Source organism: Segeticoccus sp. (genome assembly GCF_035708005.1).
In genome coordinates, this window is record NZ_DASSTI010000154.1 from 1 (window position 1) to 19,016 (window position 19,016).

Consider the following 19,016-nt stretch of genomic DNA (forward strand, 5'->3'; position numbering starts at 1 on the left):
CTCATGGGCAACACCGTGGTCTGGAAGCCGTCGCCGACGCAGAGCCGCTCCGCGCAGCTGATCATGGAGCTGCTCGAGGAGGCCGGGATGCCTCCGGGCGTCATCAACCTCGTCTACGGCGACGGCATCAACCTGTCCAAGGTGGCGCTCAACGACCGCGACCTGGCCGGCATCCACTTCACCGGCTCGACGCGGACCTTCCAGCACCTGTGGCAGCAGGTCGGCCAGAACCTCGACCAGTACGCGTCCTACCCGCGCATCGTCGGCGAGACCGGCGGCAAGGACTTCATCCTCGCCCACCCGAGCGCCGACCCGGACGTCCTGCGGACCGCCATGATCCGCGGCGCCTTCGAGTACCAGGGCCAGAAGTGCTCGGCCGCCTCTCGCGCCTACGTGCCGCGCAGCCTGTGGCGCAAGATCAAGAAGGACCTGGTCACCCTCACCGAGGGCCTGCCGATGGGTGACGTCACCGACTTCTCCAACTTCATGGGCGCCGTCATCGACGACCGTGCGTTCGCCAAGCACAAGGAGGCGCTCGACCGGGCGCACGAGGACCCGGCGGTGGAGATCATCGCGGGTGGCACCTACGACGACTCGGTCGGCTACTTCGTGCGGCCGACGGTGATGGAGGTCAGCGACCCGTCGCACGACTTCTTCAGCACCGAGTACTTCGGGCCGATCCTCGCCGTGCACGTCTTCCCGGACCGCCAGTTCGACAAGGTGATGGACCAGATGGAGTCGGTGGCGCCCTACGCCCTGACCGGCGCCATCATCGCCCAGGATCGCCGCGTGGTCGCGGACGCCACCGAGCGCCTGCGCTTCGCTGCCGGGAACTTCTACATCAACGACAAGCCGACCGGGTCGATCGTGGGCCAGCAGCCGTTCGGCGGCGCCCGCGCCTCGGGCACCAACGACAAGGCCGGCTCCCCGCAGAACCTCATGCGCTGGACCAGCACCCGCTCCATCAAGGAGACGTTCGTGCCGGCGACGTCGTATGAGTACCCGCACATGGGTTGACGACGATGGCCACGTGAGAAGGGCCGGTATGGCGAGCACTCGCCATACCGGCCCTTCGTCGCGTCAGTACCCGGTCGCCCAGGTGTCAGGCGTGCTGCTCGGCCAGCCACTTGCGGCCGAGGCGCTGCTCCACGTCGATCGCGGAGCGGACGGCAGGGGAGGCCATCTCCTCGATCTTGCCGCCGAGCAACGGGATCGAGCACTTCAGGTCGGCGTCGACGGTCTCGGTGGTGGTCTCGCCGTGCCCGGTGAGCGCGAGCGTGCCCTGCATCTGCAGCGGCAGGCCGACGAGCTGGACGAGGATGGTGCCCTGCCGGCTGCCGTCGGCGTCTGCGGGCCCCCAGTCCTGCACCTCCTTGACGGTGAGGGTGGGGCCGACGTTCGCGAAGCTCGGCATGTCCAGGCCCTCGGTCGACATCTGCCGGGTCGAGGTCACCACGGTGCGTTCGCCCCGGTCCTCGATGGAGACCTCGTGGCTGCGGGCCTCGGTGGCCCGGCACTTGCGGTTCTGGAAGCCCTCGTCGGTGAGCATGCGGAACACCGTCTCGGGCGCGGCCTGGTAGTCGATCGTGGACTGGATCTTCATGGCTCGCCACGGTACTGGCTCGACGGCGGCCCCACCCGGCGCACCCGCCGGGCGACCCGCAGCAGCGCGTGCCGGCCGCGTCCCTCCGTGCTGAGCGCCCGCTCGGCGGTGGTCCTGCGGGCGCGGGCCTGGGCGTCCACGTGGCGCTGCAACGCCTGGGCGAGCTCCTCGAGGTCCGCGATCACGTCGTGCAGCTCCCGCACGATGGTCCGGTCGGCCCCCGCGGCCCCGAGCTGGTCCAGCACACCGCTCAGCGTGGCCGCCTCGTGGTGCAGCCGCGCCGCGAGCGCCGAGCAGGAGGCGCTGTCGGCGGGGAACCGGCGGTGGTCCGGTCGGTCGGGCAGGGTCACCACTCCCGCACCGGTCCCTCGACACTCACCGGGAGGTCGTGGCAGGCGTCGGCCAGCCGCGTCAGGCGCTCGGCGATCGCCTCCACCGCGTCGTCGACCGCTCGCTGGGTCTCCACGTCGCCGGTGTCGACGTCCTGCTCGAGCAGCCGCACCGCCGACCCGGCCAGGACCCGGCTGACCGACCCGGCGGGAGCACGGGCGTAGGCGGCTCCCGCCCCCGCGTCGCGCTCGCTGCCCCTTGCCATGGCCCCCACAGTACGGGCGTTCGGCGACACCCTGCCGAGGTTGCCCACAGCCCCCCCTGCTCGCGAGTTCGTCGCCCACAGTCGGGGCACCCGCCGTCCGCGACCCCGCGCGAACCGGGTCCGCAACCGCGCGAGAACCGGGTCGGCAACGTCCGCAACCCGCCCGGACGGACACGCGCGAACCGGCACGGACGGCAGCACACGGCATACCATTCCCGCCCATGGGAGGTGACCCGCGCGGCGACGTGCCCAAGCCCCGTCCGGAGCCGCACCACGACCCGGAGTTCGAGGAGGAGTCCGAGCACGACCGGCTCGCCCGCAACTGGAACGAGCTGCTCCAGGAGCTGCGGGTCAGCCAGACCGGGGTGCAGATCCTCTTCGCCTTCCTGCTCGGGGTGGCCTTCACCCAGCCGTTCTCGCGCACGACGGACGTGCAGCGGGCGATGTACTTCGTCTCGCTGCTGTCCACCGCCTGCGCCGTGGCCCTGCTGATCGCGCCGGTCGCCTACCACCGGCTGCTGTTCCGCCGCCGGGCGCGACCTGAGCTGATCCGTGCCGGGAACCGGTTCGCGATCGGCGGGCTGTGCTTCATCGCCCTGGCGATCATCTCGGCCGTCTTCCTCGTCACCGACTTCGTCCTGGGCCGCTCGATCACCCTCTTCGTGGCCTGCGGACTGGCCGGCTGGTTCCTGCTCTGGTGGCTTCTCGTGCCCTACACGCGACGGCGCCGCCGCCTGCGGGCGGCACGGTCCTCCTGACCGCCTGCGGGTCGCAGGAACCGGCGGACCACCGGGCGATAGAGTCCCGAACAGGTGCACAACGGCGTGCGCCGCACGCGTCATCGGTGAGGGATGAAAGCAGCCATGTCGGTCTCGCTCGACCAGTCTCGTTCCCAGGTGCTCCACTCGGCGGCGGAGCTCGCCGAGCGTGAGGGGGGTGAGGAGCTCGAGGCCTTCCTGAGGCGCTACTACCGTCACGTCGCAACCGAGGACCTGCTCGAGCGCACCCCCGAGGACCTGCTCGGTGCGGCGTTGTCGCACAAGCGGATGGCCGCGCACCGGCCCAGCGGCAGCGTGAACGTGGTGGTCAGCAACCCGACCCGCGACAAGTCCGGGTGGAGCTGCGACGGCACGCTGGTCGAGATCGCGACCGACGACATGCCCTTCCTGGTCGACTCGGTCACCGCCGAGGTGGCGCGGCAGGGACGCACCGTCAACCTGCTCATCCACCCGCAGCTCGTCGTGCGGCGCGACGGCAAGGGCGACCTGCAGCAGGTTCTCGACGTCGACACGGCGGTGAGCGTCGACCGCAACGGCTCCGGGAGCACCGAGGAGTCGTGGATGCACCTGGAGATCGACCGGGCTGGCGAGACCGAGGCCGACGAGCGGCTCGTCGCCGGACTGCGCCGGGTGCTCGCCGACGTGCGCGCCTCTGTGGAGGACTGGGGCCGGATGCGCTCCGCCTGCGAGCAGGTCGTCGCCGACCTGAGCAAGAACCCGCCGTCGTCGGTGCCCGACCCGGTGATCGAGCGGACCCGGGGCCTGCTGCGCTGGCTCGCCGACGACCACTTCACCTTCCTCGGCTACCGGGAGTACGCCCTCGACACCGAGGACGGCGAGGACGTCCTGCGGCCGGTCCTCGGCAGCGGGCTGGGCATCCTGCGCGCCGACCCCGACGACGCGACCAGCTTCAGCCGGCTGACGCCGCAGGCCCGCGCCACCGCCCGCGACCCGCAGCTGCTCACCATCACCAAGGCTAATTCGCGCGCCACCGTGCACCGCTCGACCTACCTCGACTACGTCGGCGTGCGCACCTTCGACGACGAGGGCAACGTCGTGGGGGAGAAGCGCTTCCTGGGCCTGTTCACCTCCAGCGCCTACACCGAGTCGGTCCGCGACGTGCCGGTCATCCGCGAGCGGGTCGCCAAGGTGCTCGACCGTGCTGGCTTCAGCGCCGACAGCCACTCGGGCAAGGACCTGCTCGAGGTGCTCGAGACCTACCCGCGCGACGAGCTGTTCCAGACCAGCTCGGAGGACCTGCTCGACATCGCCACCTCCGTGCTGCACCTGCAGGAGCGGCGCAAGGCCAAGCTCTTCCTGCGCCGGGACGTCTTCGGCCGGTTCGTGGTCGCGCTCATGTTCATCCCCCGGGACCGCTACAACACCGCGGTCCGGCTGCGGATGGAGGGCATCCTGCGCGACGCCTTCCACGCCACGAGCGTCGACTACACCACGCGGGTGTCGGAGTCCGCGCTGGCGCGCCTCCACTTCGTCGTCCGGGTCGGCCCCGGTGAGCAGATCCCGGACGTGGACGAGGCCGAGCTGCAGTCCCGCCTCATCGACGCGACCCGCACCTGGGCCGAGCGGCTGGAGGAGAGCGCCCGCGGCACGCACGGTGACGAGAAGGCCGCCCTGATCTGCAGCCGGTATGCCCGGTCCTTCCCCGAGGCCTACAAGGAGGACTTCACGCCCCGCCAGGGCGTCGCCGACCTCGCCCACGTCGCCTCCCTGCAGGACGAGGACGACACCAGCCTGACGCTCTACCGCGACCCCAACGGCGACCCGCGGGAGCGGCGGTTCAAGCTGTTCCGGCGCAAGCGGCTCTTCCTCACCGACGTGCTGCCGGTCTTCACTCACCTCGGCGTGGGCGTCACCGACGAGCGCCCCTACGAGGTCACCCGCCCCGACGCCCCCGTCTGGATCTACGACTTCGGCCTGCGCGCCCCCGACGAGTCGCTGTGGGGCGGCGAGGACATGGCCGCGTTCCGCGAGCGGTTCCAGGACGTGTTCGCCGCAGTCTGGGACGGTCGCGCCGAGAGCGACGGGTTCAACGGCCTGGTGCTGCGGGCCGGGCTCACCTGGCGCCAGGTCGTCGTGCTGCGCGCCGTGGCGAAGTACCTGCGCCAGATCGGGCAGACCTTCAGCCAGGAGTATGTCGAGGCCGCCCTGCTCTCCAACCCGCGCCTGTCCGCGCGGCTGGTGGAGCTGTTCGAGACCCGGTTCGACCCGGCCCACAAGGCGGGCGCGGACATGGAGGCGCGTGACGCCGCCCAGCACGCCATCCAGGAGGCCATCGAGGCCGACCTGGAGTCGGTGAGCAGCCTTGACCACGACCGGATCATCCGGGCCTTCCTCGGCGTCATCACCGCGACGCTGCGGACCAACTTCTTCCAGGCCGACGACAACGGGCAGCACAAGGGCTACATCTCGTTCAAGCTCGACTGCCACGCCGTGCCCGGCCTGCCCGAGCCGCGGCCGATGTTCGAGATCTGGGTCTACAGCCCGCAGGTCGAAGGCGTGCACCTGCGCTTCGGCAAGGTCGCGCGCGGCGGGCTGCGCTGGAGCGACCGGCGCGAGGACTTCCGCACCGAGGTCCTCGGCCTGGTCAAGGCGCAGATGGTCAAGAACGCCGTCATCGTGCCCACCGGCTCCAAGGGTGGGTTCTTCGCGAAGCAGCTTCCCGAGCCGGCAGCCGACCGGGACGCGTGGCTGGCCGAGGGTGTGTCGGCATACAAGGTGTTCATCTCGGCGATGCTCGACGTGACCGACAACCTGGTCGCCGGCAGCGTCGTGCCGCCCCAGGACGTGGTGCGCCACGACGAGGACGACACCTACCTGGTCGTCGCGGCGGACAAGGGCACCGCGTCGTTCTCCGACATCGCCAACGGCGTCGCGCAGTCCTACGGCTACTGGCTGGACGACGCGTTCGCCTCCGGCGGCTCGGCCGGCTACGACCACAAGGCGATGGGCATCACCGCCCGCGGCGCGTGGGAGTCGGTCAAGCGGCACTTCCGCGAGCTGGGCACCGACACCCAGAGCGAGGACTTCACCGCGGTCGGTATCGGCGACATGAGCGGTGACGTCTTCGGCAACGGCATGCTGCTGTCGGAGCACATCCGGCTGGTCGCGGCCTTCGACCACCGGCACGTGTTCGTCGACCCGGACCCGGACGCCGCGAGCTCGTATGCCGAGCGCCGTCGCCTCTTCGACCTGCCGCGCTCGTCCTGGGCGGACTACGACACCTCCCTCATCAGCGAGGGCGGCGGGATCTGGCCGCGGACGGCCAAGTCGGTGCCGGTGACCGCGCAGATGCGCGAGGCGCTCGGCCTGGCGGACGACGTCACGTCGATGACCCCGGCCGAGCTGATCAAGTCGGTGCTGCTCGCACCGGTGGACCTGCTGTGGAACGGCGGGATCGGGACCTACGTGAAGTCCTCCACCCAGAGCAACGCCGACATCGGTGACCGGGCCAACGACGCGATCCGCGTCAACGGCGACGAGCTGCGCGTCAAGGTGGTCGGCGAGGGCGGCAACCTCGGCGCCAGCCAGCTGGGCCGGATCGAGGCCGCCCGGCACGGGGTGCGGATCAACACCGACGCGATCGACAACTCCGCCGGGGTCGACACCTCCGACCACGAGGTCAACATCAAGATCCTGCTCACCGGGCTGACCCGCGACGGCGAGCTGACCTTGGACCAGCGCAACGAGCTGCTGCACTCGATGACCGACGAGGTGGCCCGGCAGGTGCTCGAGGACAACTACGAGCAGAACGTGCTGCTCGGCAACGGCCGCGCCCAGGCGCACCCGATGCTGCCGGTGCACAAGCGGCTGATCCACTGGCTGGAGGAGCGCGGCGAGCTGGACCGGCAGCTGGAGTTCCTGCCGAGCGACGCCCAGATCCGCCAGCGGGACGAGGCCGGCGAGGGCCTGACCTCGCCGGAGTTCTCGGTGCTCATCGCCTACGCCAAGCTGGCGCTGAAGAACGACCTCGGCAGCAGCGAGCTGCCGGAGGAGCCGTGGTTCCAGCAGACGCTGACCGACTACTTCCCGGAGCCGATCCGGGAGCGCTACCTCGAGCAGCTGTCGGACCACCCGCTGCACCGCGAGATCATCATCAACTCAGTGGTGAACTCGATGGTCAACCGCGGCGGCATCACCTTCGCGTTCCGGGCGACCGAGGAGACCGGTGCCTCCCCGGAGCAGATCTCGCGGGCGTTCGTGGTGTGCCGCGAGGTGTTCGGGCTGCAGGACTACGTCAAGCAGGTCGAGGCGCTCGACAACGTCGTGAGCACCGCCACGCAGACCAGGCTCTACCTGGAGTTCCGCCGGCTCATGGACCGGTCGGTGCGCTGGTTCCTGCACAACCGGCCGTCGGTGCTGGACGTGGCCGGTGAGGTCGAGCGGTTCGGGCCGATGGTGCGCGAGCTGTCCCCGAAGCTGCCCGAGCTGCTGCAGGGCGCCGAGCGCGACCGGATGCGGCGCAACGCCGACAAGCTCGTCGAGCTCGGGGCGCCGGAGGAGCTGGCCGTGCAGACGGCCACGCTGCTGGACTCGTTCTCGCTGCTGGACATCATCGAGATCGCGGCCGACCTCGAGGGCGGACGCTCAGCTGCCGACGTGGCGCCGGTGTACTTCCACACCTCCGAGCACTTCACGATCGACAGGATGCTCAGCCGGGTCTCCGGGCTGCCCCGCGACGACCGGTGGGACGCCCTCGCCCGTGGTGCGCTGCGGGACGACCTCTACGCGGTGCTCGAGGCGCTGACCCGCTCGGTGCTGGACGCCGGGCCGGAGGACGCCACGCCGGAGGACCTGCTGGAGCTGTGGTCAGAGGCCAACGGCGATGCCCTGGGCCGGGCCCGCACCTCACTGAGCGGGATCGACCGGTTGGACGAGCCGGGCATCTCGGCGATCTCGGTGGCGCTGCGCACCCTGCGCGGTCTGGTCCGCAGCGGCGCGCTGACGGGCTGAGGCCCGGCCGGGCCGGGGGCGCCCGGGCGAGCGGTCCGGCACACCACCCGGGACCGGTGACGCGGCGGGATCGCGGTGAGGGCGCGCCGATATCCTCGCCGCGTGCCGACCATGCGGGACGTCCTCAGCGACCAGACGGCGCTCGCGCCGGCGGACGTGGAGTGGCTGCACCTGCTCGTCGGTGACTGGCAGCTGCTGTCGGACCTGTCCTTCGCCGACCTCGTCCTGTGGGTGCCGGCGCGCACCACCGGGTGGGTGGTGGCCGCCCACGTCCGGCCCACAACCGGCCCGATGGTGTTCGTCGAGGACCTCCTGGGCAGCCACGCGGAGGAGAAGGGACAGCGCCCGAACGTCGATGAGGCGTATGCCGGTTCGCGCATCGTGCGTGGTCGCGAACCGGAGTGGCGCGAGGACATGCCCATCCGCGAGGAGGCGATCCCGGTGGTCCGGGAGGGCCGCCCGATCGCCGTGATCAGCCGGCACACCAACCTCGCCACCATGCGCACTCCCAGCCGGCTCGAGGTCACGTACCTCGCGACGGCCGACACGTTGGCGCGGATGATCAGCGCCGGGGAGTTCCCGGTGCGCGATGCGGCCACCGGGGTACGGCGCGGCGCCCCCCGTGTCGGCGACGGGGTGATCCGGCTGGACGCGGACGGCGCGGTGACCTACGCCAGCCCCAACGCCGTCTCGGCGATCCACCGCCTCGGGCACGCCGGGGAGGTGGTCGGCACGGTCCTGGCCCGGCTCGTCGCCGAGCTGTTGCCCGCCCACGAGACGGTCGACGAGGGGCTGGCGCTCGTGACGACCGGCCGGGGACCCTGGCGGGCGGAGGTCGAGTCGCGTGGCGCCGCCGTCTCGTTGCGGGCGATCCCGCTCACCGAGGCCGGTCGGCGGATCGGGGCGCTCGTCCTGCTGCGCGAGGTCAGCGAGCTGCGCCGGCGCGAACGCGAGCTGCTCACCAAGGATGCGACGATCCGGGAGATCCACCACCGGGTCAAGAACAACCTGCAGACCGTCGCGGCACTGCTGCGGCTGCAGAGCCGGCGGCTGGCCGACGCGAACGCTCGTCCGGCGCTCGAGGAGGCGGTGCGCCGGGTCGACACGATCGCGCTGGTCCACGAGACGCTGAGCAAGGAGCTCGACGAGACCGTCGACTTCGACGAGGTCGTCGGGCGGCTGCTGCGGGCCGCCGCCGACGTGGCGAGGCGCGAGCGGCCGGTGCGGGTCCGGCATACCGGGTCGTTCGGGAGGGTGCGGGCCGAGGACGCGACGGCACTGGCCATGGTGCTCGCGGAACTGGTGCACAACGCCATCGAGCACGGGGTGGCGGCCGGCGGCGAGGTGCGGGTCGGGGCGTGGCGGGAGCCGTCGGAGGAGCTGGACGTGCTGCACGTCACGGTGGCCGACGACGGCGAGGGGCTCCCGGCGGGGTTCGACCCGCGGCGCGGGGGCCTCGGCACGCGGATCGTGACGTCGTTCGTCGAGGACCTGCGGGGGGAGATCACCTGGTCGCACCCGGACGGCTCGTCCGGGGCGGTCGGCTCGTCCGGGGCGGTCGGCCGGCCGGACGGGCCGGGCGCGGGTGCGTCACCGGCAGCCGGAGTGGGCACAGCAAAGCCGCGCGGGACCGTGGTGCGGTTCCTCGCGCGGCTTCGTCCGGTCGGTTCCGGAGAGGGTGGTTCGGGGTCTGCGGGGGCCGACTGAGGGTCTCAGCCGGCGGCCCGGCGAGCCCGGGCGTTGCGCCGCTTGAGAGCGCGGCGCTCGTCCTCGGACAGGCCGCCCCAGACACCCGCGTCCTGCCCCGTCTCGAGTGCCCACTTCAGGCAGGTCTCGATCACCGGGCAGCGACGGCAGACCTGCTTGGCCTCCTCGATCTGGGCGATGGCAGGCCCGGTGTTGCCGATCGGGAAGAACAGCTCGGGGTCTTCGTCAAGGCAGGCAGCGCGGTTGCGCCAGTCCATGAGGCGTGTGCTCCTAGCTCAGGGGTGGTGTCGTAGCCTGTTGGCACGCAGACCACCCATGGTCGTCTGTGGTGGGGTCATCGGACACCCTCGCTGCGCACCGAGCCCTCCAAGGGCCGGGCCTCGGCGTGCGCTCAGGCGCCCGATCTGGACATCTTGGCCAACGTCGCCGTCAGCCACCGTGTTCCAGCCTCACAGATTTGCACACTCTCGGACAAGGCCCCACGCGAAGTTTTCGTTGCCCGACCGTGATAAATGGGTCACATCGCGAGACGTCAGCACGCTCGTGCGGCGGGTGGAGCGTGCTCAGGACTGAACGGTGCTCAGTCTGGGCGTGCTCAGGACCGGGGGTGCTCGGGACGGCTGGCCAGGATGACCGTGACGACGGCCACCACGGCGACGCCGATCACCGGCCACCCGATGTCGGCGCGGCCGGACTGGGCCAGGGTCCACCCGACCGGCAGCATGAGCACGTTCCACACGAGTGCCGGCGTGCGGGCCTGCCGCGCCCGCTGCCAGAGGTACTTGGCCAACACGCCCAGCGCCACCGCGAAGACGAGGATGAGGATGGCGGAGGTGACCACCCGGGCCGGGCTGTCGCTGGCGCCCGCGCCGAGCTCGAGCAGGTAGAAGACGACAAAACCGAGCAGGACCAGCGCCTGCGCAGCGGTGATGATCGAGGTGATCCGGGCGAGGGGGGACAGTCGCTCGAGGTCCCGACCGGTGTCGTCGGAGGTGCTGGTGCTCACGCTGTCCTAGGCTACGCGCCCGCCCGCGGCCCGCGGTGGTCATGTCTCGAGCCGGCTGGGCAGCGCCACCTGGAGCGCGGTGACCCGGCCTCGGATCGCCAGCAAGCCACGTCCGGGCACCCTCTCGTCGTCCACGGGAACCCGCGGTATGCCGAGCAGCTCCCCGTCCGTGGGCGCCTCGGTGCAGAGCAGCACTCCGCTTCGGGTCCGGCGCAGCTCGGCGACCAGGCCGCGGTAGCGGCTGGCCACGTCGGCGGGGTCGGCGGCCGCTGCCACCAGCGCGCCGGTGCGGCGCTGCCGCGCCAAGTGGTCCAGGAGCACCTGCTCGACCGGGTGGTCGAGCAGGTCGACCACGTCGTCCACGAGGACGTGGGCGTCAGGATGGGCGCGGAGCTGTTCCTCGATGCGCTCGGGGTCACCTCCCGCCACGTGCAGCACCGATCGACCGGTGCGCCGCAGCCCCTCGGCGAGGGTGGCGACGGTCACGGACTTGCCGGTGCCGGGGCCGCCCACCACGAGCAGTCCCAGCCCGGTGGGTGGCACCTCGAGCAGGGCCGGGCCGAGCGTGTCGGCGTCGAGGCCGAGCAGGACCCGGTTGACGGATGTGCCGGCTTGCCGGGACTCGTCGGTCGTCGGGGCCGCGTCACGCGGGGCCTCGCCCGACGCCCCACGGTCCCGGAGCTGGGTGGTGGTGACCCGGCTCGGCAAGGGATCGACGCGGAACGGGGCAGGTGCTCGCGGTGTCGATCGGCGGGCGAGGTCGAGCAGGCGCTCGTTCTGCGCCGCGGCCGACGGGTCAGCGTCCAACAGGCAGACCTGCAGCTCCACGGCGTCGTCGAGGCGGATGCCACGGCCGGGTGGCATCGTGCCGGGCACGGCCTCGCGCGGCACGCCGGCGAGCAGGAGCTCGGTCTCGTCGCCCAGACGCAGGCAGATCTTCTCCGCCACGGCACCGGCGAGACGCGGGGACAGGAGGGAACGGTCGCCGGTGAGGAGCACCCGTAGCCCCGCCGCCGGTCCATCGCGCAGGAGCTGCAGCAGCTGGTCGACCACGGCCCCGTGGTGGAGAGGTTCGTAGGTCTGGGCGAACACCTCCCAGCCGTCGACGAGCAGCAGCAGGTAGGGCATCGGCGGTGTTCCGGGGACCGTCGTCGTGCTGGCGACCGCGCGCTGCTCCTCGACCGAGCCGTGTCCGCCTGCCGCGAGAAGCCGCCGCCGACGGTCCACTTCCTCGGCAAGCCGCCGCACGAGGCGCCGCCCGCGGGCCACCTCGTCGCGACCGACCACCGCACCGCAGTGCGGCAACGCGGCGAGCACGGACAGCGACCCACCTCCGTCGAGGACGAACAGGTGCGCATCGGCCGACGACAGCTGTCGCGCCACCGCGCCCGCGATGGTGCGCGCCACGGTGGTGCGCCCGGACCGCGGAGCGCCCACCACGGCCAGGTGCCCACCGCCGGCCAGGTCCCAGGCCAGCGTCCGGCGACACTGTGCCTGCGGAAGGTCGGCGACGGCATACGGAACCGACAACGGTGACTCGAACATCGATGACCGGGGCAACGGCGACCCCGACCGGGACGACGGGGACTCCTCCGCCGAGGTCACGACGTCCGGCAGGGTCACGACGCCCGGCAGGGGCAGGATCTCGGGCAGTGGCGGCAGCCACGGTGACGGCACCTGCGGGATGGTGAGCAGCTGCGCGGCCTCTCGCGTGGCGCCGGCGACCCGCTCGAGGTCGGTGGGTTCCTCGGTGTGCCGTTCCTCCGCCGCAACGGGGCCCACCGACTGCTCCGGTTCCTCGGAACCGAGGAGACGGACGACGAGCCGGCGTTGGCTGCTGCGGTCGGGGCCCCCGCCCACCCGTGCCGCGTGGAACGTCTGGAGCGGTTCGGCCGCGATGCGCGCGACCGCGCGGCCGGGGCAGTCGTCGGGGAGCGTGGCGGCGTCCGGCGCCTCGACGACGTCCTCGGAGTCGACCCGGTCGCGCACCCGCAGGGCGATCCGCAGGTTCACGTTGGCCTTGATGTCGGCGGTCACGACGCCGGCGGGGCGTTGGGTCGCGAGGACCAGGTGCACCCCGAGTGAGCGGCCGACGGCGGCGATGCGTACCAGCCCGTCGAGGAACGCGGGCTGCTCCTCGGCGAGCACCCGGAATTCGTCGATGACGAGGACGAGGCGGGGGACCGGTGGGTCGGTGGAGTGTGAAACTCGTTGGTACTCGGGCAAGTCGATGGCGCCGACGTCACGGAAGATCCGCTCGCGCCGCTTGAGCTCGGCTTCCAGCGAGGCGAGCGCGCGGCCCGCGAGGTGCTCGTCGAGATCGGTGACCAGCCCGACCGTGTGCGGCAGCTCGGCGCACGCCTTGAACGCTGAGCCGCCCTTGTAGTCGATGAGTACGAAGCACAGCTCGTCGGGTTGGTTCCCGAGCGCGAGGGACGCGATGAGGGTCTGCAGCAGCTCGCTCTTGCCGGCGCCGGTGGTACCCGCGACCAGGACGTGCGGGCCGTCGCGGCTCAGGTCGAGGACGAACGGCGAGTCCGCCGTGCGCCCGACCACGGCGGTCGTCGACCGTGATCGTGCGCGCCACCGGTCGGCGAGCGCGGCCGGGTCCGTGGCGTCCCGGTCCAGCAGGTCCAGGAGTCGCACGCGGCGGGGCAGGTCGTTCGTCGGCGAGGTGGGCGTCGCGTCCCGCAGGGGCGCCAGGCCGCGGCTGAGCCGCTCCGCCCAGGGCGGGCTCACCAGGTCGGGGCGGAAGCTGAGCGTCAGGTCCGGGTGCTCCAGTCGGGCGGTGCGAGCATCGTCCAGCAGCACACTCACCCGCGTCTCGGTGGGCAGCTGGTGCGCCTCGCGGTCCAGTGCCAGGACGTGCACCCGGCTGTCGCCTTCCAGCGCCCGGCGCAAGAGCTCCGGTATGCCGGGTCGCGCGCGCAGTGCCTTCGCCCCGTCGAGGACGACGACCACCGTCCGATCCGTGCCGTCACGGGCGCCCCCGGCGTCATCGAGCGCCCGGCCGTCCTCGCCGAGGGCAGCGCCGTGGCCGGCGAGGCGCTCGCCGGCCACGCAGAAGTGTGGCAGCCACGAAGCCCACGACCAGTCGGCGTCGCAGCGGTCCTCGGCCGTCAGCACCACCACCGACACCTCGGAAGGGGAGTGCCACCCGGCAACCTGGCCGACGAGGCCGCGGGCGCAGGCGAGCAGCTCGGCGCGGGGACCCGCCACCCCGATGACGCCCGCCTCGCCCAGCGACACGGTCACCGGCGCCTCGGCGAGCAGGGGGTGCTGGGCAGCCTCGTGGGTGGCAGCAGGCTGCACGGTCAGCGCCGCGGGGACGTCGCCGGTGCCGACGCGAAGGCGCAGGAAGTCGGGGTCGCCCGGGCGTCGGTGCCACAGCCGGGCGCCCGCCTGCTCGACCTGCGCCGCGAGGTCAGCCGGGTCGGGGCTGGAGGCGCGTCGCTCACGCAGTTCGAGGTGCAGTGCCTCCTCGCGTTCGACCGTGAACTGCTCGATCGCCCAGCGGTATTCGCGCTGTTGCTGTCGGGCGCTGGCGCGCCCGTTGCGCCGGTCGCTGATCCAGCTCGACAGGAGCATGACGGGACCGAGCAGGCCGAAGAGCAGCATGGTGGCGCTGTGCAGGACCGCCGCGACGACCCCGGAGACGACCAGCGGCAGCACCACCATGGCGAGGGGCAGCCGCTGGCGGTGGGCAGTCGTCGGCGGTGTCGGCATACGGAGGGTTGGTGCGGGGAGCGCGGGGTGGCGCCGCGGTCCGCGGTGGTAGGCGAGGTGGCCGTTGGCGTCCGCGGTGATCGCGCCACGGGGCTCGCGGGGCAGGCGCAGCGCGAGGGTCGTGCCGCCGATCCGCAGGCGCTGTCCCGGCTGCCACTCGCGAACGCCGCGGACCAGGGTGCCCTCCAAGCGGCTTCCGTTGGTGGAGCCGAGGTCGCGGACGGTGACCCGCTCGTGCGCGACGGTGATCTCGCAGTGCAGGCGGGACAGGTCAGGGTCGTTGATGCGGAGTGAGCCCTGGCTGCGGCCGAGGCGGTGGGTGCCGAGCGGCAGCGGATGGGTGGCGCCGCAGTCCGGGCCCTCGATCACGTGCAGCACGAGCAGCGGCGCGCCCGGAGACGGAACCTCGGACAGCCCGCCGGAGCAGCGGTGGGTCAGGACCGCGCCCTCGAGCAGGGGCGGCTGGCCGAGGGCGGCCTCCGGTGACAGCGGCTGTCCGGCGACGGTCCACGACCCGTCGGGGCAGCGCGCGGCGGAGCATCCGCCCGGGAGCGCGGAGGCGAGGTCCGCGAGGGTGTAGCCGGCCGCGCCGGTGACCTCGACGTCGCTGCTCGTGCGGTCCCGTTCGTGCACGGCCGTGAGCCGAAACTGCACCTGTCCACCCCTTCCTCGTTCGCGGACGGCGGCGACCTGACCGGCGCTCGAGCGCCGCGTGAGGAGGCAGTATCGGACGATCGCGGCGGTCCGTGCCGAAGTGCCTGTGGACAACCCGCGTGCCGGCGCCTCGGCCGAACGGTTGAGCAATCAACTTGTGGACAACTTTGCCTGCCTGCGTTTGACACGGTTTAGTAGTGCCGGTCACTCGGGGGAATACGCAGAGGAGAGGTGACCGGTGGACGCGCTGCGCACGGTGGAGGACGAGGTGCGCGAGCTCATCCGACGCCGCCAGCTCGACCCGTCCCGCGAGGCGGAGCAGCTGCAGGTGTTGGTCCGTGAGGTGGTCGACGACTACGACCAGCGGTCGCTGCACGGCGGGCTCGCCCCACTCTCCGACCTCGCCGAAGCGACCCGCTCGGTCATGGACGCGGTCGCCGGCTTCGGTCCGCTGCAGCAGTACCTCGACGACCCCGCGGTCGAGGAAGTGTGGATCAACGACCCCTCGCGGGTGTTCATCGCGCGCCACGGCGTCGCCGAGCTGACCAACACGATCCTCAGCGCCGACATGGTGCGGGACCTGGTCGAGCGGATGCTGCGCAGCTCCGGGCGGCGGGTCGACCTGTCCTCGCCCTTCGTCGACGCCGCGCTGCCCGACGGCTCCCGGCTGCACGTGGCCATCCCGGACGTCACGCGCGACCACTGGGCCGTCAACATCCGCAAGTTTGTTGTCCGTGCCGAGCACCTCGACGACCTCGTGCAGCTCGGCACCATGACCCAGCCGGTCGCGCGGTTCCTGTCCGCCGCGGTGGCCAGCGGGCTCAACGTTCTGGTCTCGGGCGGCACGCAGGCAGGCAAGACCACGATGTTGAACTGCTTGGCGGCCGCGATCCCCGGCACCGAGCGCGTCGTCACGTGCGAGGAGGTCTTCGAGCTGAAGGTCCCCCTACGGGACGTGGCCTCGATGCAGTGCCGCCAGCCGAGCCTCGAGGGCACCGGCGAGATCCCGCTGCGTCGGCTCGTCAAGGAGGCGCTGCGGATGCGCCCGTCGCGACTGATCGTCGGTGAGGTGCGCCAGGAGGAGAGCCTCGACCTGCTGATCGCCCTCAACAGTGGTTTGCCCGGGATGTGCACCGTGCACGCCAACAGCGCGCGCGAGGCGATCACCAAGATGTGCACGCTGCCGCTGCTCGCCGGCGCGAATGTCAACAGCCGGTTCGTGGTGCCGACCGTCGCGAGCTCCATCGACGTCGTCGTCCACGTGGCGCTGGAGCGGGACGGCCGCCGGCGGGTGCGCGAGGTGGTGGCGGTGCCGGGCCGTGCCGAGGGCGACGTGATCGAGACCGCCGAGCTGTTCACCACCAGGGAGGGCCGGCTCGTGCGCGGCGACGGCTTCCCGCCCCATCACGACCGGTTCGCCCGCGCCGGCTATGACGTGGCCGAGCTCCTGAACGGCGACGAGCTGTGACCGGGCCGCTGCTGGGGCTGCTGCTCGGGGTCGGCCTGTTCTGCATCTGGTGGTCGTTCTGGCCGCGCACGCCGGCGCCGGCGAGGGCCCGCCGGATCACGGCGTGGGACCGGCTCCGTGATGACCTGGTGCAGGCGGGTCTGCACCAGATGGGCGTGGGGTCGCTGCTGGCGATGTGCCTGGTCGTCCTCGTGCTGGTGACCGTGCTGTTCCTCGCGCTGACCCAGGTCCCACCGGTGGCGTTCGCCTTCGGGCTGATCTCCGGCTATGCGCCCCTGGCCGTCGTCCGGATGCGGGCGCGGCGGCGTCGGCAGCTGATGCGGGAGGTGTGGCCCGACGTCGTCGACAACATCGCCTCGGCCGTCCGGGCCGGCCTTGCGCTGCCCGAATCGCTGGCGCAACTGGCCGACCGCGGGCCGGAGGAGCTGCGCCCGGCCTTCACGTCCTTCGCCCGTGACTACCGCGCCACCGGTCGCTTCCACGACAGCCTGGACCGGCTCAAGGAACGGCTCAGCGATCCCGTCGGCGACCGGCTGGTGGAGTCGCTGCGGATCGCCCGTGAGGTCGGCGGAAGCGACCTCGGCCGGCTGCTGCGGACGCTGTCCTCGTTCCTGCGCGAGGACGCCCGCACTCGCGCCGAGCTGGAGTCGCGGCAGAGCTGGACCGTCAACGCCGCCCGCCTGGCGCTCGCCGCACCGTGGGTGGTACTCGCCATGCTCGCCACCCGCGGGGAGTCGCTGCGCGCCTACGACTCGGCGACGGGCGTGCTCGTCCTCGTCTTCGGCGGGGCCGTGTCCCTGGTCGCCTACCGCCTCATGATGCGGATCGGTCGCCTGCCGGAGGAAGAGCGGGTGCTGCGATGAGCCAGTGGTCGTGGCCGGGTGCCCTGTGCGGTCTCGCCTTCGGCGCGGGCCTCCTCCTCGTCCTGGCTGGTATGCCGGTGCGCCGCCGCCCCGGTCTGCTGGCTCGCCTCGAGCCGTACCTGTTGGACGCGCCGCGACCCTCCCGGCTGCTCTCGCGGTGGGGCAGCAGTGAGCCGGTCGGCCTGCGCCGCTGGGCCGCGCCCGCCCTGCGGCGGGCCGGTCGCTGGGTGGACCTCGCGCTCGGCGGAGCCGCATCCGTGCGTCGTCGGCTCGAACGAGCGGGGCTGCCACCGGACGTGGAGGCCTTCCGCGCCGAACAGGTGCTCTGGGGAACGGCCGCCGGCCTCGTCGGCGCGCTCTTCGCCTCCCTGTTGTGGCTGCGGCGCGGCTCGTCCCTGCCGTCGCTGGTGATCCTGGTGCTGTGCGCCATCGCGATCGGGGTCGTCGCCCGCGACCAGGTGCTCAGCCGCGCCGTCCGTCGCCGCGAGCTGCGGATCATGAACGAGTTCCCCACCATCGCCGAGCTGTTGGCCCTGGCCGTCACGGCCGGTGAGGGTGCACCCGCCGCCTTGGACCGGGTGGCGCGGCTGTCCACCGGCGAGCTGTCCGCCGAGCTGAGCGAGTGCCTCGCACGGGCGCGAGCCGGCGCCAGCCTGCCGATGGCCCTCCAGGGCTTGGCCGACCGGACCGGCCTGCCCACGCTCGCCCGCTTCGTCGACGGCATTGTCGTCGCCGTCGAGCGGGGTACGCCCTTGGCCGAGGTCCTGCGGGCGCAGGCGCAGGACGCCCGCGAGGCAGGCCGGCACGCCGTCATCGAGGAGGGCGGCAAGCGTGAAATCGCGATGATGGTGCCCGTCGTCTTCCTGGTGTTGCCGGTCACCGTCCTGTTCGCGATCTACCCGGGCCTGTCCATGCTCCGGCTGTCGATATGACGGCCACCACGACCGCCTCGCCGCCCGCCTCGTCGCGGCCGTGCGAGGAAGAGACCGCCCGGGCCGCCACCGGCCGGGCCAGCCGAAGGAGGGAATGACCATGACCACCACCATCGCCAGGACCCGCGGCGCGTGGCGCCGCAGCAGGGCTCGCACCGCCGCACGGCTCCACTGCGCAGTAACCGCCGAGCCGGAACGCGGGGACGTGCCGGGCTGGGTGCTCATCACGCTGATGACCGCCGGTCTCGTCACGGCCTTGTGGGCCGTTGCCGGGCCGCAGCTGAACGGGCTCTTCACCAACGCGCTGGCCTCCGTCAAGGGGCCGTGACCTCGCGAGCGGAGCGGGGTGCCGCGGTTGCGGACTTCGCCCTTGTCGCAGGACTGCTGTGCGTGCTGTTCCTCGCGGCCCTGCAGCTGGGGGTCGCCCTGCACATCCGGAACACGCTGATCGCCGGCGCTGCGGAGGGCGCCCGCTACGGGGCTCGGGTGCACAGCAGCCCGGCGGAGGGGGCGGGCCGTGCCCGTGACCTCATCGCTGCGAGCCTGTCGGAGCGGTATGCCCGGCACGTCACCGCCGTGCGCACCGTCTCCGGCGGCGTCGCGGTCGTGGAGGTGCGGGCCACCGCGCCGCTGCCTCTGGTCGGGCCGTTCGGGCCGAGTGGCGGGTTGACCGTGCGCGCCCAGGCGTTCGCGGAGGTGCAGTAGTGGTGCG

At 72.3% G+C, this 19,016-nt stretch carries 15 protein-coding genes; 9 read left to right on the top strand and 6 right to left on the bottom strand.

Features of this window, described 5'->3' with window-relative positions; genetic code table 11:
- Positions 1–1,017 (top strand): aldehyde dehydrogenase family protein (locus VFL99_RS15110; protein WP_325107181.1); only part of this gene is annotated, 1,017 nt, incomplete at its 5' end.
- An 85-nt stretch (positions 1,018–1,102) separates the two neighbouring features.
- Here the strand turns inward: VFL99_RS15110 and VFL99_RS15115 are convergent.
- The 3 genes from VFL99_RS15115 to VFL99_RS15125 are packed head-to-tail and all read right to left on the bottom strand — an operon-like array spanning position 1,103 to position 2,198.
- On the bottom strand, positions 1,103–1,603 hold the full coding sequence (locus VFL99_RS15115; protein WP_325107182.1) for a DUF2505 domain-containing protein: 501 nt from the start codon (positions 1,601–1,603) through the stop codon (positions 1,103–1,105).
- Positions 1,600–1,953, bottom strand: coding sequence for a hypothetical protein (locus tag VFL99_RS15120; RefSeq protein ID WP_325107183.1), 354 nt, complete (start codon positions 1,951–1,953; stop codon positions 1,600–1,602). Before VFL99_RS15120 ends, VFL99_RS15115 begins: the two co-directional genes overlap by 4 nt.
- Positions 1,950–2,198, bottom strand: a complete 249-nt coding sequence (locus VFL99_RS15125) for a hypothetical protein (RefSeq protein ID WP_325107184.1) — start codon at positions 2,196–2,198, stop codon at positions 1,950–1,952. The genes VFL99_RS15120 and VFL99_RS15125 overlap by 4 nt, the downstream gene beginning before the upstream one ends.
- Positions 2,199–2,419: 221 nt before the next feature.
- On the opposite strand from VFL99_RS15125, the gene VFL99_RS15130 reads away from it, so the two are divergent.
- The 3 genes from VFL99_RS15130 to VFL99_RS15140 all read left to right on the top strand — a co-directional run bounded on the left by VFL99_RS15130 (position 2,420) and on the right by VFL99_RS15140 (position 9,655).
- Positions 2,420–2,956: a DUF6328 family protein gene (locus tag VFL99_RS15130; protein WP_325107185.1), complete on the top strand. Its 537-nt coding sequence runs from the start codon at positions 2,420–2,422 to the stop codon at positions 2,954–2,956.
- Positions 2,957–3,061: 105 nt separating this feature from the next.
- Entirely contained in the window at positions 3,062–7,948 is a 4,887-nt protein-coding gene (locus VFL99_RS15135; protein WP_325107186.1) for an NAD-glutamate dehydrogenase, read from the top strand.
- A 111-nt stretch (positions 7,949–8,059) separates the two neighbouring features.
- The gene (locus VFL99_RS15140) at positions 8,060–9,655 is read left to right on the top strand and encodes a sensor histidine kinase (RefSeq protein ID WP_325107195.1); all 1,596 of its coding nucleotides are present in this window, start codon (positions 8,060–8,062) and stop codon (positions 9,653–9,655) included.
- Between the two features lie 5 nt (positions 9,656–9,660).
- Here VFL99_RS15140 and VFL99_RS15145 read toward each other — a convergent pair whose 3' ends face one another.
- From VFL99_RS15145 to VFL99_RS15155, 3 genes are all read right to left on the bottom strand, one after another.
- Positions 9,661–9,912, bottom strand: a complete 252-nt coding sequence (locus tag VFL99_RS15145) for a WhiB family transcriptional regulator (RefSeq protein ID WP_325107187.1) — start codon at positions 9,910–9,912, stop codon at positions 9,661–9,663.
- 338 nt (positions 9,913–10,250) lie between these two features.
- The gene (locus VFL99_RS15150; RefSeq protein WP_325107188.1) at positions 10,251–10,661 is read right to left on the bottom strand and encodes a hypothetical protein; all 411 of its coding nucleotides are present in this window, start codon (positions 10,659–10,661) and stop codon (positions 10,251–10,253) included.
- A 39-nt stretch (positions 10,662–10,700) separates the two neighbouring features.
- A complete protein-coding gene (locus VFL99_RS15155; RefSeq protein ID WP_325107189.1) occupies positions 10,701–15,041 on the bottom strand; it encodes an FtsK/SpoIIIE domain-containing protein in 4,341 nt (1,446 codons plus the stop codon).
- Positions 15,042–15,279: 238 nt separating this feature from the next.
- Here VFL99_RS15155 and VFL99_RS15160 point away from each other — a divergent pair, with 238 nt between their 5' ends.
- From VFL99_RS15160 to VFL99_RS15180, 5 genes are all read left to right on the top strand, one after another.
- Complete coding sequence (locus VFL99_RS15160) at positions 15,280–16,509, top strand: CpaF family protein (RefSeq protein ID WP_325107190.1); 1,230 nt, start codon at positions 15,280–15,282, stop codon at positions 16,507–16,509.
- Positions 16,506–17,372, top strand: coding sequence for a type II secretion system F family protein (locus tag VFL99_RS15165; RefSeq protein ID WP_325107191.1), 867 nt, complete (start codon positions 16,506–16,508; stop codon positions 17,370–17,372). Before VFL99_RS15160 ends, VFL99_RS15165 begins: the two co-directional genes overlap by 4 nt.
- Positions 17,369–18,304, top strand: a complete 936-nt coding sequence (locus tag VFL99_RS15170; protein ID WP_325107192.1) for a type II secretion system F family protein — start codon at positions 17,369–17,371, stop codon at positions 18,302–18,304. The genes VFL99_RS15165 and VFL99_RS15170 overlap by 4 nt, the downstream gene beginning before the upstream one ends.
- Before the next feature lie 100 nt (positions 18,305–18,404).
- Positions 18,405–18,632: a hypothetical protein gene (locus tag VFL99_RS15175; RefSeq protein ID WP_325107193.1), complete on the top strand. Its 228-nt coding sequence runs from the start codon at positions 18,405–18,407 to the stop codon at positions 18,630–18,632.
- On the top strand, positions 18,629–19,009 hold the full coding sequence (locus tag VFL99_RS15180) for a TadE/TadG family type IV pilus assembly protein (RefSeq protein WP_325107194.1): 381 nt from the start codon (positions 18,629–18,631) through the stop codon (positions 19,007–19,009). Before VFL99_RS15175 ends, VFL99_RS15180 begins: the two co-directional genes overlap by 4 nt.
- Positions 19,010–19,016: the final 7 nt, after the last annotated feature.